Origin of the sequence: Rahnella sp. RcJ3 (assembly GCF_009498575.1) — a bacterium.
Classification (GTDB): Bacteria; Pseudomonadota; Gammaproteobacteria; order Enterobacterales; family Enterobacteriaceae; genus Rahnella; species Rahnella aceris.
Map to the genome: position 1 here is coordinate 39292 of NZ_QSNX01000024.1, position 14576 is coordinate 53867.

Consider the following 14576-nt stretch of genomic DNA (forward strand, 5'->3'; position numbering starts at 1 on the left):
AATCAGCGACTTAAGACTTATTATATTGTTATCTTAACCTCTGCCGTAATATCCCCCTGCCTGCACGACAGTTAACTGATTTCTCTTTTACGCTACAGCGAGAATAATTGATGCCTGTTATCACGTTAAACCGTCTGGCTGATTTGCCAGCCGCACAGTGGGATGCGCTGGTGCCTGCGCAGCAGCCTTTCCTCAGCTATGCATTTTTATCCGCGCTGGAAGACAGCGGCAGCCTCGGGCCGCATTCCGGCTGGCATCCGCAGCATCTTCTCTGGCAGGAAAACGGGGAAATCCGCGCCGCCATTCCCGGCTATCGCAAACGCCATTCTTACGGCGAATACGTGTTTGATCAGGGCTGGGCGGATGCCTGCCAGCGTTCAGGTATTGCCTATTACCCGAAATGGCTGGGTGCGGTGCCGTTCAGCCCGGTGACCGGCGCACGGCTGCTGGGCGATGAATCTGCTGCGATCAGTCTGTTGCAGGCACTGCCGGATTTTCTGCAAGAAAATGGCCTGACCGGCGCACACATCAATTTTACCGATGAGCGCGCCAACCGGCTGATCGGCGGTGAAGCGGTCTGGCAGCACCGGCAGGGCCTGCAATATCACTGGCAGAACCGCGGTTATCGCGATTTTCAGGATTACCTCGACGCACTCACCTCACGCAAGCGCAAACAGTTTCGCAAAGAGCGCGAACAGGTGGCCGCGCAGGGCATTGAATTTGTCTGGCTGAAAGGCGCGCAGGTGACTGAAGCACAATGGGATTTCGTTTATGCCTGCTACAGCAATACCTATGCGGTACGCGGCCAGTCACCGTATCTGACCCGCACATTTTTCAGCCTGCTGGCGGAAAGAATGCCGGAGGCGATCCGCGTGGTATTCGCGCAGCAAAACGGCCGTGATGTCGCCATGGCGTTCAGTTTAATCAGCGGTGATACGTTTTATGGCCGCTACTGGGGATGCGTGGCGGAATTCGACCGGCTGCATTTTGAAACCTGTTTTTATCAGGGAATGGAATACGCGATTGCCAGCGGCCTCAAACGGTTTGATGCGGGCGCACAGGGCGAACACAAACTGCTGCGTGGCTTTGAGCCGGTGATCACCGACTCATGGCACTATTTACGGCATCCGGGTTTGCGTGACGCCGTGGAAGATTTTTTAGTGGAAGAGCGTGCCGCCGTGCAGCGCTGGGCGGACGAAGCCCGCGAAGTGCTGCCCTACCGGCACGACGTCTGTTAAGTTCGGGCCCTAATCCATGCCGACAAATCCACCGGTCTGGTGTTGCCACAAGCGCGCATAAACCCCGCCGTGCGCCAGCAGCTCGGCGTGATTGCCCGTCTCAACAATCTGCCCTTTTTCCAGCACCACCAGGCGGTCCATTTTGGCAATCGTCGATAAGCGGTGCGCAATGGCAATCACCGTTTTACCGCCCATCAGCGTCTCCAGACTTTCCTGAATAGCCGCTTCCACTTCGGAATCCAGCGCCGACGTGGCTTCATCCATGATCAGGATCGGTGCGTTTTTCAGTAATACGCGGGCAATCGCAATACGCTGACGCTGGCCGCCGGAAAGTTTGACGCCGCGCTCACCGACATGCGCATCCAGCCCGGTACGGCCCAGCGAATCATAAAGTTGCGGAATGAATTCATCGGCACGCGCCTGACGAATTGCCAGTTGCAACTCCTCTTCCGTCGCGCCCGGCCTGCCGTACAGCAGGTTGTCGCGGATGGAACGATGCAGCAGCGAGGTGTCCTGGGTAATCATACCGATTTGCGCGCGCAGGCTTTCCTGCGTGACGTCGGCAATATTTTGCTGATCAATCAGAATGCGACCGCTGTCGATGTCATACAGACGCAGCAGCAGATTCACCAGCGTGGATTTCCCCGCGCCGGAAGGCCCGATCAGGCCGATCTTCTCGCCGGGACGGATTGCCAGATCCAGATTGGGGATCACCCTGCCGCCTTCTCCGGAATTCTCTTTGCCGTAATTAAACTGAATGTGATCAAAGTGGATCGCCCCCTGATCGACTTTCAGCGCTTTCGCCTGCGGGATATCCGTTACCGTCAATGGCCGCGCAATGGTGTGCAGGCCGTCCTGCACCATGCCGATATTTTCGAAAATACCGTTCACCACCCACATGATCCAGCCGGACATATTCACAATACGAATAACCAGACCCGTCGCCAGCGCGATAGCCCCGACGCTTATCAGCGACTGGGTCCACAACCACAAGGCAAGACCGGTGGTGCTGACAATCAGCAACCCGTTCAGCGTGGTGACCGACACGTCCATGCCGGTGACCAGACGCCCTGCCAGTTGGGTTTTCTCGGTCTGTTCGCTAATCGCTTCGCGCGCGTATTTTTGCTCGAGATCGGTATGCGCAAACAGTTTCAGCGTCGTGATGTTGGTGTAACCATCGACGATGCAGCCCATCAGTTTTGAGCGCGCTTCCGATGACTGCACCGAGCGTTGTTTCACACGCGGCACGAAATAACGCAGGCAAACGCCGTAACCGAAGATCCAGATAATCAGCGGGATCATCAGCCGCCAGTCCGCCTCGGCAAACAGGAACAGCGCACTGGCGGCGTAAATCACCACATGCCAGATGGCGTCCACCGCCTGCACCGCCGAATCGCGCAACGAGTTACCGGTCTGCATAATGCGCTGGGCAATGCGCCCGGCGAAATCGCTCTGGAAAAAGTTCAGGCTCTGTTTGAGGACATACTTATGATTCTGCCAGCGGATCATGCTGGTCATGCCGGGACTGATAGCCTGGTGAACCAGCAAATCATGCAACCCGATAAACACCGGCCGCAGGATCATCGCCACCGCCGCCATCCATAAAAGCTCGCCCATATGGTCGGTGAAAAAACTGCCCGGCGGTGTGTCTTTGGTCAGGTCGATAATCTGGCTGAGATAGCTGAACAGCGAAACCTCAATCAGCGCACCGATCAGTCCCACCACCAGTAAAACGGCGAAACTCGGCCAGACCTGACGCAGATAATAAAGATAGAAAGGCAGAACCTGATCCGGCGGTTCAGCAGCCGGTGCCTCACGGAAGATGTCGATCATTCGCTCGAAACGGCGAAACAGCATAGCGATCCCCTTTATGATATCCCTGCCGGCGTTGCTGGTTTCCATGCCATTTCAACGCCGTAAAGGGGAAAGCTTAGTGCAAATCGCCGGGATTGCGGCCGGTTATTTCTTCAGCACCGCATCTTTTTGCAGCAGCGACAGGACAAACGCCAGCACCATCACGCACGCGGCAATCAGATACACCGAGTGCAGCGCCGAGCCAAATGCCTGCAAATAATCAGCGCGGATGGCGGCCGGTAATTCCTGCACCGCCTGCGCGCTGAGTGAGCGGGGAAGCACCGTGCCTTCGGGGATCAGCGCCACCAGTTGATCACGCAGAACGTGGGTGAAAATCGCCCCAAACATTGCCACGCCGATGGAACCACCAATCGAGCGGAACAGTGTCACACCGGAGGTCGCCACGCCCATTTGTTTCATCGATACCGAGTTTTGTACCGCCAGCACCAGCACCTGCATCACCATCCCCAGGCCGAAACCGAGCACGCCGATGTAGAGATACAGCATATGTACCGGCGTGCTGACTTTCAGAAAGCCCAGCAGCACCATACCGGCGAAACTCAGTAAGGTGCCGATAATCGGAAAAATACGATAACGGCCAATACGGCTGATCAGACGCCCGCTGACGATCGAACTGAACAGCAATGCGCCCATCAGCGGCAGCAGTTGCATCCCCGCTTCTGACGGCGACGAGCCTTTCACCACCTGCAGATACAGCGGCAGGAAGGTCATCGACCCCATCAGTGACATGCCGATAATAAAACTGATTGCGCAACTGAGCAGGAAGGTGCGGTCGCGGAACAGACCCAGCGGAATGATCGGCTCGGCCGCCAGCGTTTCTTCATAAATAAAGCCACCAAGGGTCACCAGCCCGAACGCCAGAATGCACCACAGTTGCGGATCCGACCACTGATACACCGTGCCACCTTCGCTGGTGAACAAGATGATGCAGGTCAGCGCCGCCGCGAGATACCCCGCGCCGAGAAAATCGATTTCATGGCGGATGCGTGCAGTCTGCGATTTCAGCGCCACGCCAATCACCAGCAGGGCGAAAATCCCCAGCGGCAGATTGATGTAGAAAATCCAGCGCCAGGAAATATGCTCAACCAGAAAACCACCGATCAGCGGCCCGATGACGGTCGCCAGACCAAATACCCCGCCGAACAGCCCCTGATATTTCCCACGCTCGGACGGCGGAATGACATCGCCGACCGCCGCCATACTGACCACCATCAGCCCGCCGCCGCCCAGCCCCTGCAGGGCGCGCATCAGAATCAGTTGCGTCATGTTCTGCGCCAGCCCGCACAATACCGAACCGAGCAGGAACACGATAATCGCCGTTTGCAGCACGATTTTGCGACCGAGCAGATCACCAAACTTACCGTACAGCGGCACCACAATGGTGGAGGCCAGCAGATAAGAGGTCACCACCCACGAAAGCTGATCCAGGCCACCGAGCTCGCTGACGATAGTCGGCAGCGCGGTGGACACAATCGTCTGGTCGAGTGCGGCCAGCAGCATCACCAGCATCAGCGCGGAGAACAGCAGCTTTATCGAAGGCTTCTGTTCCGCCACCTCGCTCTGTGCCGAATTTATTGTCGTCATGAATGACATCCTGACTTGTAATTAATTAACTGTATAATTAATATTGAAGCATCAAATTCATCTGGTCAATGGATCGCCCTCCTTATGGCAGACAGAAAAATCTCAGAAACGCCAGGATCCGCACAAAAGGATCAAAACGAAGCCAACACGCCCGTGCGTCGTCCGGGTCGTCCGCGCAGTGCAAAATCCGGAGCGGATAAGCGTGAACTGCTGCTGGACGCCGCCCTGAAACTGTTTGCCCAATACGGCATCGCCGAAACGCCGCTGAGCATGATCGCCAAAGAAGCAGGCGTCACTACTGCCATGCTGCATTACTATTTCAAGACCCGCGAACAACTGCTGGACGTGATGATCGACGAACGTTTTCAGCCAGTCCGTGCCGGATTTACTGATATTTTCCAAACACATGCCGACGATCCGCTTCTGGCGATCACTAATATGGCGCAGTGCATGATTGATGCGGCAGAAAAATACCCGTGGGTGGCACCGCTGTGGGTGCGGGAAGTCATCAGCGAAAGCGGTATGCTGAAAAAACGCATGGAAGAACGTAACGGCGACAAAAACCGCAAAATCGTACAGGAATGCATTACCCGCTGGCAGGCCGAAGGAAAACTGAATCCGGATCTCAATCCGGCATTGCTGTTCATTTCCCTATTCGGTCTGACGCTGTTCCCGATGGCCTCAATGAAAATGAGACAGGAAGGCGCGTCGCCCATTTCCCCCGATATGTTGCGTAAACACGTCGCCCTTTTGCTGTTCCACGGCGTTGCGCCGCAGAAGCCGTAAGCTATTGACTATTATTTCTTGTTTATCGTCGGCATTTCACCAAATAAGTGATCAATGCCGCAATTTTTCATCTGGTGTTATCTCCCTATATTCCCTATAAATAAATATCACACAGCAGTGATTTAAAAATAATAGAGGTATATATGGAAATCCTTGAACAATTAAACAGTTTGGCCATAAAAATTAAGCAACAGTCGCCATTGATTCAAACTGAAGAAGCCACGAAAAACGCATTTGTTATGCCATTTATTAATAAGATCCTTGGATATGATGTCTTTGACCCAACGGAGGTTATTCCAGAATTTATCTGTGATGTGGGTACCAAAAAAGGCGAAAAAATAGATTACGCAATTCTTAAAAGCGGGGAAATTCAAATCCTTGTGGAATGTAAAAAAATCGGCGAATCCCTCAATGTTAACCATGCCTCTCAATTATTCCGATATTTTCATGTCACAAACGCGCGAATATCCATTCTGACTAACGGGCAGGTGTATAAGTTTTTTACTGATCTCGACGCACCCAACAAGATGGATGAGAAACCTTTTTTTGAGCTAGATCTGCTTGATTTAGATGAAAATCTTGTTCCGGAGCTGATCAAGCTTACCAAATCAGCTTTCGACGTGGAATCCATTGTTAATGCGGCAGGTGAACTGAAATACGTCAGCCAGATTAAGAAGATATTTCTTGCTCAATTCACTAATCCTGAAGAAGATTTCGTTAAATTTTTTGCCTCGCGTGTTTATGACGGAATCCTCACACAAAAAGTACGTGAGCAATTTAATACTCTTACCCGTAAAGCCGCGAGCCAGTTGTTAAATGATCAGGTAAACGAAAGACTTAAATCAGCACTCAGCGGCACGGCGCAGAATTTGCCGGTGAAAGAAATCGAAGAAGAATCCAGTACTGCACCAGCAATTATAAATACACCTGAAACGGATCAGATTGTTACCTCCGAGGAAGAACTGGAAGGATTCCACATCGTCAAGTCAATCATAAGAACCATTGTCGATGCGAAACGCATCACGCCAAGGGATACCAAAAGCTATTTTGGTATTCTCATTGATGACAACAACAGGAAACCTATTTGTCGCCTCCATTTTAATCGCACGCAATTTTATATTGGGCTGTTTGATGCAGAAAAAAATGAGACCCGGCATCCGATAGATTCCCTGGATGATATCTACAAGTTCACTGAGCATCTTAATAAAACAGCCCAGAGTTATAACTGAAGAGCTAAGGATAATTTCATGAACCTGCAGAAGCAGGTTCATGATTCTTCCACGGCGTTGCGCCGCAGAAGTTATAAGCCGGGCCACGACCTGCGCGGGTTATCCCGTGCAACTCTCTTAAATCCCTCTTTTTTGTAATGAAAAATACTGTGCAGACTCCTTTATGATGTAACGAAAATGTTGCTGTTAATCAGGGAATGCCATTCAACATGAAGGGAATGCCGCCATTAATTCTTGCGCTGTTAGCCAGTTCGTTAGTACTCACTATCGGACGTGGCGTCACACTGCCGTTTATCACTATTTATCTGACTGAGCACTATCATCTGCTGCCCAAAAGCGTCGGGATCATTCTCGGTGCCAGCCTGGCAATCGGGATTCTCAGTAGTCTGTACGGCGGCTATCTGGTCGATAAATTCAATCACCGGACGCTGATTACCGTCTCCATCAGCCTGTTCGGGCTGAGCTTTTTACTGTTGCCGTTTCTGCCGAATGTGACCGGCGTGCTGCTGGTACTGGCGCTGCTCAATGCCGCTTACGCCCTGCTCAGCATCACGCTCAAAGCCTGTATCGCCAGCTGGTTGCCGGTAGAAAAAAGGGTGAAGGCATTTTCGATGAATTACACGCTGGTGAATGTCGGCTGGGCAGTGGGCTCGTCGCTGGGCGTGTGGCTGGCGGGTTTCAGCCCGCTGCTGCCGTTCGTGATTTCCGGCGTACTGGCGCTCGGTACCGTGATTTCCCTGACCTGGGGATTGCGCAATATCCCGCATAAACCGCCGCAAACAGAACAGGAACAGAAACCCCTGCCAAAACCGAACCTTCGTCAGACACTGAGCATTCTGGCCCATGACCGTCGTCTGATTTACTTCACACTGGGCAGCACGCTGGGTTCGGTGGTGTTCGGGCAATTCGCCGGTTATCTCTCCCAGTACCTGATTCTGGTCTCAAACGCCGCTTTTGCGTACAAAATCATCGGCGCGGTGATGATCACCAACGCCGTGATTGTTATTACCTTCCAGTACGTATTAAGCAGCCGGATGAAACAAAACAGCCTGCTGAAATGGCTGCTTCTCGGCACGATTTTCTTCATCATCGGCCTGATCGGCTTTATGACCGCCGGACAATCGGTGTTGCTTTGGGTGATCGCGATGGCGATTTTCAGCTTTGGCGAACTGATTGTTATCCCGGTGGAATATATGTTTATCGACTTTATCGCGCCGGAAAATATGAAGGGCAGCTATTACGGCATGCAGAACCTGAGCAATCTGGGTGGCGCGATAAACCCGGTCATGTGTGGTTTTCTGCTCAGTTACACCGCCCCGCCGGTGATGTTTATCGCGCTGATTGCCGCCTCGGTTGGCGGTCTGCTGTTCTTCTGGATGGGGCACCGTCTGGCGGCTAATACAGCACAGCCGCGTGCTGTTTAAGGGTTTCCATCAGCCCGATATAAGGATGCGGGCCATAGCTTATCCGGCTGACACCCGCCGCAGTGAGATCAGCCAGCGGTGGTGTCAGGTTGCTGGCCATAATATTCACCGGCAGCGCTGATACCTCACAGAGTTCGGCAATCAGTGTCAGGTCACTCAAACCGGGGGCAAAAAAACCGCTGGCTCCCGCATCCTTATAGGCAGTCAGCCGCTTTTTAGCTTCCGCCATCAGCACCGGATGCCGCGTGGCGTCGGGTTCCTGTAAAAAGACATCGGTGCGCGCATTGATAAATAACGCCATTCCCTGATTTTCCGCCACCTGACGAAGCGAGTTCAGAATCTCGCATTGTTCACGGACGCCGTTCAGCGCGGATAATCCCATTTGCTGATCCTCAACATTAATACCCACGACACCCGCCTGCAAAAGTGCGCTCAGGTTGTCGCGGCGATCCGCACCATAACCGGTCTCGAAATCCACCGTGAGCGGCAGACTGATCACAGAGGCAATGCGTTGCACCGTCCGTAACAGGCTGGAAAAAGGCATGGCTTCGCCATCCTGATACCCCTGCGCCGCCGCACACGACCAGCTTCCGGTAGCGATGGCTTTTGCCCCCGACTGCGCCACCGCCAGCGCGCTGCCCGCATCCCAGATGTTGTATAAAATGACCGGATTGTGCTTCTGGTGAAGTTGTGAAAATGCCAGTGCCCGACTTTGCTGATTCATACCCTGCTCCTCGTTTAGCGGCTCAACGCCATTCTTCGTTCGTGTTCAATCAGCCACCGCTTGCGCCATAATCCGCCGCCGTAACCGGTCAGCGAACCATCAGCACCAATGACGCGATGACAAGGGATCAGGATTGAAATCTGGTTAGCCCCGTTGGCACGGGCGACTGCGCGGGAAGCCGTGGCCTGCCCGATATCCGCCGCCAGCGCGGAGTAACTGCGCAGTTCACCCGCCGGAATAGCCCTGAGCGCATCCCAGACTTTACGGGTAAACAATGAACCGAATTCCGCCAGTGGCGTGATAAATGTGTGCTTTTCACCCGCGAAATACGCCGCCAGTTCCAGTTCGAGCTGATCAATCAGCGGCGTTCGTCCAAAAATAATTTCAGAGGACGTCAGTTGTTTCAGCCGCTCAATTTCATTAGGTAATGCCGGACGATCAATAAACTCCAGCAGATACAGTGCGTCGTGGCTGGCGATCGACAGCATGGAACCGATCGGCGTATCCAGCCAGTCAGCCTTCAGAAACTGATGCTTTCTGGCCTGGCTCGGGTTCAGCCCGATTTGACGGGTGATCGCCGCTCGAAATCCGCTGCCGGATTCAAAACTCGCATCCAGTTGGGCATCAATTACCGGCTCTCCCCCGGCCAGCGCATCGACACCCTTGCCGATTCTGCGTAAGCGCGCCATTTCCAGAAAAGTGATGCCAAACTGTCGTTTAAAGGCGCGGCGGACGGTGGAAGGATCAACGTTCATCGCCTGCACATCGCCCTCGCTCCACTTTTTGTCTGGCTCGTTTTCCAGCGCAGCCAGCAATTTCAGCACCAGCGGGTCTTTTTCTCCGCCCTGCATCAGCGGCCGGCAGCGTTTACAGGGCCGGAATCCGGCTTCCATCGCGCTGACCATCGACGGATAAAATACCGAGTTCTCGCGCTTAGGTTTTCGTGCCGGGCAGGTCAGGCGGCAAAAAATACCGGTGCTTTTGACGCCGACAAAAGCAAAGCCGTCATAGGCCGGATCACGGGCAATCAGCGCAGCATAAAGCACATCATCGTCAGGTAAATCGAACAGCATGATTTCACTCGCAGACCGGAAACATGGGGAAAAGCATAGGGGAATTTCAGCGGGAGAAGCGACGTTTTTCGGGCGTTGATTTTAAATATTCACAGCAAGAGTGTCCGTGCCCGGCGTGATACCGGGCACGGCTATTTTTACTCCTCCAGTCCGCGGTTTTTCAGCATCGGCTCAATTGACGGAGCCTTGCCACGCCAGGTTTCGTAGAGTTTTTCCAGATCTTCGCTGTTACCGCGTGAGAGGATCTGATCACGGAATTTCTGACCGTTCTCCCGCGTCAGCCCGCCCTGCTCAGTGATACCGGCAAAGGCATCATCAGCCAGCATTTCGGTCCACAGATAGGCATAGTATCCGGCGGCATAGCCGTTACCCCAGATGTGCTGGAAATAACTGGAACGGTAGCGCGGCGGCACATACGCCAGATTCACTTTATCTTTCGCCAGCGACTCCGCTTCAAACTTATCAACATCCTGCTGCGGTGCGTCCGCGCTCAGGCTGTGCCAGTGCATATCCAGTAACGCAGCCGCCAGCAGTTCGGTCATGTCATAGCCTTTGTTGAACTTGCTGGCCTTCTCTATTTTGTCCTGCAAAGCCTGCGGCATCACTTCACCGGTCTGATAATGTTTGGCGAAGTGAGTAAACACTTTCGGATCACTCGCCCAGTGCTCGTTAAACTGCGACGGGAATTCGACAAAATCACGCGGCGTCGCGGTACCGGAAAGACCCGGATATTCCTGATCGGCAAACAGGCCATGCAGCGTGTGACCAAATTCGTGGAACATAGTGATAACGTCGTCCCACGACAGCAGCGCCGGTTGCCCCGCCGCCGGTTTCTGGAAATTCGCCACGTTGTAAATCACCGGTTTCGTGCCCAGCAATTTCGACTGATCGACGTAGTTGCTCATCCATGCGCCGCCGCCTTTATTATCGCGCTGATAATAATCGGCGTAGAACAGCGCCATCGATTTACCGTCTTTATCGAACACCTCAAAAACCCGCACATCAGGATTGTAAACCGGCAGGTCTTTGCGTTCTTTAAAGGTGATGCCATACAGCAAGTTAGCGGCATAAAACACGCCGTTTTCCAGCACATTATTCAGCTCGAAATAGGGTTTGATCTGCGCGTCGTCCAGATCATATTTCTCTTTGCGAACCTGCTGGGCGTAGTGCTGCCAGTCCCAGGCAGTCACTTTGAAGCCGCCCTTCTGTTTATCGATTTCTGCCTGAATATCCTGCGCTTCACGCTGCGCGCGGGCGGTCGCGGCTGGCACAATTTTGTGCATGAAATCCAGTGCAGCCTGCGGCGTTTTCGCCATCTGATCTTCCAGTTTCCACGCGGCATAACTCGGGAAACCCAGCACCTGAGCCTGCTGTGCGCGAACTTTTGCCAGCTTCGCAATCAGCTCACGGGTGTCGTTGGCATCGCCTTTTTCAGCGCGATTGATTGAGGCCTCATACAGTGCCTGGCGCGTGTCGCGGTCATCCAGTGACTGTAACAACGGCTGCTGCGTGGTGTTTTGCAAAACCAGAAGCCAGGCATTATCCAGCTTGCGGTCTTTGGCGGCCTGCGCGGCTGCCGATAATTCGGCGTCACTCAGCCCGGCAAGCTGCGCTTTATCTTTCACCGTCAGCCCGCCCGCTTTGGTGGCGGCCAGCAATTTATTAGTGAACTGCGTGCTGAGCGTTGCCGCCTGTTGATTCAGCGCTTTGAGTTTGTCTTTATCCGCATCCGAAAGATTGGCACCTGACAGCTCGAAATCCTTAAAAGTCACCTCAATCAGGCGCTGTGATTCGGGGGAAATTTTCAGGCTGCTGCGCTGGTCATAGACCGCTTTCAGCCGCGCAAACAGCTTGCTGTTGAGATGAATGCTGTCATCCATCGCCGCCAGTTTTGGCGAGGTATCTTCGTCAATTTTTTGCAGCGTATCGTTGGTATTCGCGCCGGTCATCGCGCCAAAAACGTTTTGCACGCGTTGCAGCATGACGCCGGATTTTTCCAGGGCCGCATAAGTATTTTCAAAGGTTGGCGGCGCGCTGTCGCTGGCGATTTTATCGACTTCAGCCAGTTTCTGGCGGATGCCTTCGAGGATCGCCGGTTCATAATCGCTGTCTTTATAGAGATTAAATTGCGGCGCCTGATATTCCAGCGGGCTGGGTTTCAGAAATGGGTTATCGGCATTAATAGCGTGATTCATGACGTGCTCCTGAGTGGCGGGCTGTGCGGTTTCCGCAGCCCCTGCAAACTGGCTGACAGCCAGGCTGGTTGCCAAAAAGAGAGATGACAAACGCATTCCAGTCTTCCTTATCTGAGTGAGAGAAGTGCTCCGTTAAGTCATTGAGAATAGACCTCACTCAGCGATCCGGCAAAAGGCAAACGTAGGTAAATCGTGTTATTACGAGGCGGATTCCATATTTTCGATAAAACTTTTCTGTCAGGATACCGGCCTTAGCAGGGCATAAAAGATGACAGAGGTTCCGATGATCAAAGACCAGACGTTCAGTGACCAGCGTTTTAGCGTGAAGCAGTTTACCGGCGAGACACTGGAGAACTGCCGCTTTTACCGCTGCCGTTTTGACAGCACCGATCTGTCAGAAACGGCGTTCGTCGATTGTCTGTTTTACGATGATGGGGAACAAAAAGGCTGCTCTTTCCAGCATGCAAAATTGCAGGATGCCAGCTTTAAACGCTGTGATCTGACGATGGCTGATTTCAAAAACATTCAGGCACTGGGTTGTGAAATCCGTGAATGCAAAGCCACTGGCGCAGATTTCAGCGGCGCGAGTTTTATGAATATGATCACCTCGCGCACCTGGTTTTGCAGCGCCTTCATGACCAAAAATAACTTCAGCTACGCGAACTTCAGCAAAGTCATTCTGGAGAAATGCGAGTTATGGGAAAACCGCTGGACCGGCGCGAACGTGCAGGGCGCAAACTTCAGCGGCTCCGACCTTTCCGGCGGCGAATTCACCGAGTTCGACTGGAATAACGTCAACATTACCCATTGCGACCTGACGAACTCCGATCTGGGTGAGCTGAATATCCGTAAAGTCGATCTCGATGGCGTGAAAATCGACGACTGGCAGCAGAGTCATTTGCTGGAAAAATTGGGGATGATTGTGATCCATTCGAAGTGAGAGGATACGATATAAAAAACCGCTCTCTGAAGCGGCTTTTTTGTGCCTGAAATCCCCAGGCTGCCCGCCGGAAAGTGCGCTTCCCCTCCGCCCTTCATCAGAATCTCACCGCAATATGCTATAACAGACCTTCGCTTTAGCCACGAAATTAACCTCATGAAAGATAATAGTATTTATTCGCCTCAGGCGTCTGTGCCGGAAAAATCACGGGTGCTGGGCTGGTCTGATTTATTCTCGCTGTGGTTCTCGCTCGGTATGGGTCTGATGGTATTGCAGGCCGGTGCCATTCTGGCTCCGGGCCTCGGGCTGGCGGGCTCGCTGGCAGCCATTGTGTTGGGGTCTGCCGTCGGCGTTGCGCTGCTGGCACTGGTCGGGGTGATCGGCGGGCAGACGGGCATGTCGTCGATGGCGTCGCTGAGGCTCAGCCTCGGCAAACGCGGCGTGGCACTGCCGGTGCTGTTCAATCTGATCCAGTTGATCGGCTGGGGCGCGTTCGAAATTGTGGTGATGCGCGATGCGGCCAGTCTGCTGGCAAAACGCGCCTGGGGCGACGGCAGTTTTTGGGCGAATCCGACCCTCTGGACGTTTATTTTCGGCGTCGTTGCCACCTTGCTGGCGGCCAGCGGGCCGCTGGCGTTTATCCGCCTGGTACTGCGCCGCTGGGGGATCTGGCTGTTGCTGGCGAGCTGTGCGTGGCTGACCGGTTATCTGTTCCTGCACGCCGATTTATCCACACTGTGGCATAAAGCCGGGGACGGTTCGATGCCGTTCGCGCTGGCCTGCGATATTGTGGTGTCGATGGCATTTTCGTGGCTGCCACTGGTGTCGGATTACACCCGTTTCGGCAAATCTGCGCGGCAAAACTTCTGGGGAACGGCCTGCGGATATTTCCTCGGCAGCGTGTGGATGATGGCGCTCGGCGTGGCGTATACGCTGGCGTTTGTCAGCACCTCGACCGATGCCAATGCGCTGCTGCTGGCGCTTTCCGGGATCGCACTGGGTATTCCGCTGTTACTGATTCTGGTGGATGAGCATGAAAATGCCTTTGCGGATATTCACTCAGCGGCGGTGTCGGCGGGGACTTCCCTGCCGGTCAGCGTGGGTAAACTGACGCTGGGTATCGGCCTGCTGTGTACGCTGATCGCCTGGGCCGTTCCGCTGACGCAATACGAAAACTTCCTGCTGCTGATTGGCTCCGTGTTTGCGCCGCTGTTTGGTGTGGTGCTGACGCATCATTTTGTTCTGCGCAGGCAGACACAAAAAGACCTGAATATACGTTCCCTCGCAGCCTGGATTACCGGCATTGTGGTTTATCATCTGATGGCAAATCTGCTGCCGGATATCGGCGCGACAATTCCGTCGCTGCTGGTGGCGGGGCTGGTGTGCTGGGGATTAGGGCGTAAAGCCTGAGATAAAAAAACCGCCCCGAAGGGTAATGCCGATCGTTTAAGGATCAGTTGACCGATCCGGTGGCTCGTGTAAAAAGGGTTCATGCTCATCATGGACCC

Annotated in this window: 11 protein-coding genes; 6 read left to right on the forward strand and 5 right to left on the reverse strand. The window is 53.8% G+C overall.

What is annotated here, in order from left to right:
* Window positions 1–110: 110 nt before the first annotated feature.
* The gene (locus DXU84_RS22100) at window positions 111–1238 is read left to right on the forward strand and encodes a GNAT family N-acetyltransferase (RefSeq protein WP_112197951.1); all 1128 of its coding nucleotides are present in this window, start codon (window positions 111–113) and stop codon (window positions 1236–1238) included.
* A 9-nt stretch (window positions 1239–1247) separates the two neighbouring features.
* On the opposite strand, the gene DXU84_RS22105 is transcribed toward DXU84_RS22100, so the two are convergent.
* Together DXU84_RS22105 and DXU84_RS22110 are read right to left on the reverse strand one after the other, a co-directional pair.
* Window positions 1248–3095 carry an ABC transporter ATP-binding protein gene (locus tag DXU84_RS22105; RefSeq protein ID WP_153376661.1) on the reverse strand — a complete coding sequence of 616 codons (1848 nt, stop codon included), beginning with the start codon at window positions 3093–3095 and terminating at the stop codon, window positions 1248–1250.
* Window positions 3096–3197: 102 nt separating this feature from the next.
* Window positions 3198–4697: an MDR family MFS transporter gene (locus DXU84_RS22110; protein WP_013573497.1), complete on the reverse strand. Its 1500-nt coding sequence runs from the start codon at window positions 4695–4697 to the stop codon at window positions 3198–3200.
* Between the two features lie 84 nt (window positions 4698–4781).
* Here DXU84_RS22110 and DXU84_RS22115 point away from each other — a divergent pair, with 84 nt between their 5' ends.
* The 3 genes from DXU84_RS22115 to DXU84_RS22125 all read left to right on the forward strand — a co-directional run bounded on the left by DXU84_RS22115 (window position 4782) and on the right by DXU84_RS22125 (window position 8136).
* On the forward strand, window positions 4782–5483 hold the full coding sequence (locus tag DXU84_RS22115) for a TetR/AcrR family transcriptional regulator (RefSeq protein ID WP_153376662.1): 702 nt from the start codon (window positions 4782–4784) through the stop codon (window positions 5481–5483).
* 143 nt (window positions 5484–5626) lie between these two features.
* Window positions 5627–6712, forward strand: a complete 1086-nt coding sequence (locus DXU84_RS22120) for a type I restriction endonuclease (RefSeq protein ID WP_013573495.1) — start codon at window positions 5627–5629, stop codon at window positions 6710–6712.
* A gap of 209 nt (window positions 6713–6921) precedes the next feature.
* A complete protein-coding gene (locus DXU84_RS22125; RefSeq protein ID WP_013573493.1) occupies window positions 6922–8136 on the forward strand; it encodes an MFS transporter in 1215 nt (404 codons plus the stop codon).
* Here the strand turns inward: DXU84_RS22125 and DXU84_RS22130 are convergent.
* The 3 genes from DXU84_RS22130 to dcp form a co-directional block, all read right to left on the reverse strand.
* Window positions 8108–8860, reverse strand: a complete 753-nt coding sequence (locus tag DXU84_RS22130; protein WP_013573492.1) for an isocitrate lyase/phosphoenolpyruvate mutase family protein — start codon at window positions 8858–8860, stop codon at window positions 8108–8110. The genes DXU84_RS22125 and DXU84_RS22130 overlap by 29 nt on opposite strands.
* Window positions 8861–8874: 14 nt before the next feature.
* Window positions 8875–9933 (reverse strand): bifunctional transcriptional activator/DNA repair enzyme AdaA, encoded by a 1059-nt coding sequence (locus DXU84_RS22135; protein WP_013573491.1) that lies wholly within the window; start codon window positions 9931–9933, stop codon window positions 8875–8877.
* A gap of 137 nt (window positions 9934–10070) precedes the next feature.
* The gene (gene dcp, locus DXU84_RS22140; RefSeq protein WP_013573490.1) at window positions 10071–12224 is read right to left on the reverse strand and encodes a peptidyl-dipeptidase Dcp; all 2154 of its coding nucleotides are present in this window, start codon (window positions 12222–12224) and stop codon (window positions 10071–10073) included.
* Window positions 12225–12411: 187 nt separating this feature from the next.
* Here dcp and DXU84_RS22145 point away from each other — a divergent pair, with 187 nt between their 5' ends.
* Window positions 12412–13068, forward strand: a complete 657-nt coding sequence (locus tag DXU84_RS22145; protein WP_013573489.1) for a Qnr family pentapeptide repeat protein — start codon at window positions 12412–12414, stop codon at window positions 13066–13068.
* A gap of 156 nt (window positions 13069–13224) precedes the next feature.
* Window positions 13225–14478, forward strand: coding sequence for a putative hydroxymethylpyrimidine transporter CytX (gene cytX, locus DXU84_RS22150; protein ID WP_013573488.1), 1254 nt, complete (start codon window positions 13225–13227; stop codon window positions 14476–14478).
* The last annotated feature ends 98 nt before the right edge of the window (window positions 14479–14576 follow it).

Bases quoted from the DNA above. Each gene is read 5' to 3' on its own strand.
- DXU84_RS22100 (WP_112197951.1), top strand. From the start codon at position 111: ATGCCTGTTATCACGTTAAACCGTCTGGCTGATTTGCCAGCCGCACAG.
- DXU84_RS22105 (WP_153376661.1), bottom strand. From the start codon at position 3,095: ATGCTGTTTCGCCGTTTCGAGCGAATGATCGACATCTTCCGTGAGGCA.
- DXU84_RS22110 (WP_013573497.1), bottom strand. From the start codon at position 4,697: ATGACGACAATAAATTCGGCACAGAGCGAGGTGGCGGAACAGAAGCCT.
- DXU84_RS22115 (WP_153376662.1), top strand. From the start codon at position 4,782: ATGGCAGACAGAAAAATCTCAGAAACGCCAGGATCCGCACAAAAGGAT.
- DXU84_RS22120 (WP_013573495.1), top strand. From the start codon at position 5,627: ATGGAAATCCTTGAACAATTAAACAGTTTGGCCATAAAAATTAAGCAA.
- DXU84_RS22125 (WP_013573493.1), top strand. From the start codon at position 6,922: ATGAAGGGAATGCCGCCATTAATTCTTGCGCTGTTAGCCAGTTCGTTA.
- DXU84_RS22130 (WP_013573492.1), bottom strand. From the start codon at position 8,860: ATGAATCAGCAAAGTCGGGCACTGGCATTTTCACAACTTCACCAGAAG.
- DXU84_RS22135 (WP_013573491.1), bottom strand. From the start codon at position 9,933: ATGCTGTTCGATTTACCTGACGATGATGTGCTTTATGCTGCGCTGATT.
- dcp (WP_013573490.1), bottom strand. From the start codon at position 12,224: ATGCGTTTGTCATCTCTCTTTTTGGCAACCAGCCTGGCTGTCAGCCAG.
- DXU84_RS22145 (WP_013573489.1), top strand. From the start codon at position 12,412: ATGATCAAAGACCAGACGTTCAGTGACCAGCGTTTTAGCGTGAAGCAG.
- cytX (WP_013573488.1), top strand. From the start codon at position 13,225: ATGAAAGATAATAGTATTTATTCGCCTCAGGCGTCTGTGCCGGAAAAA.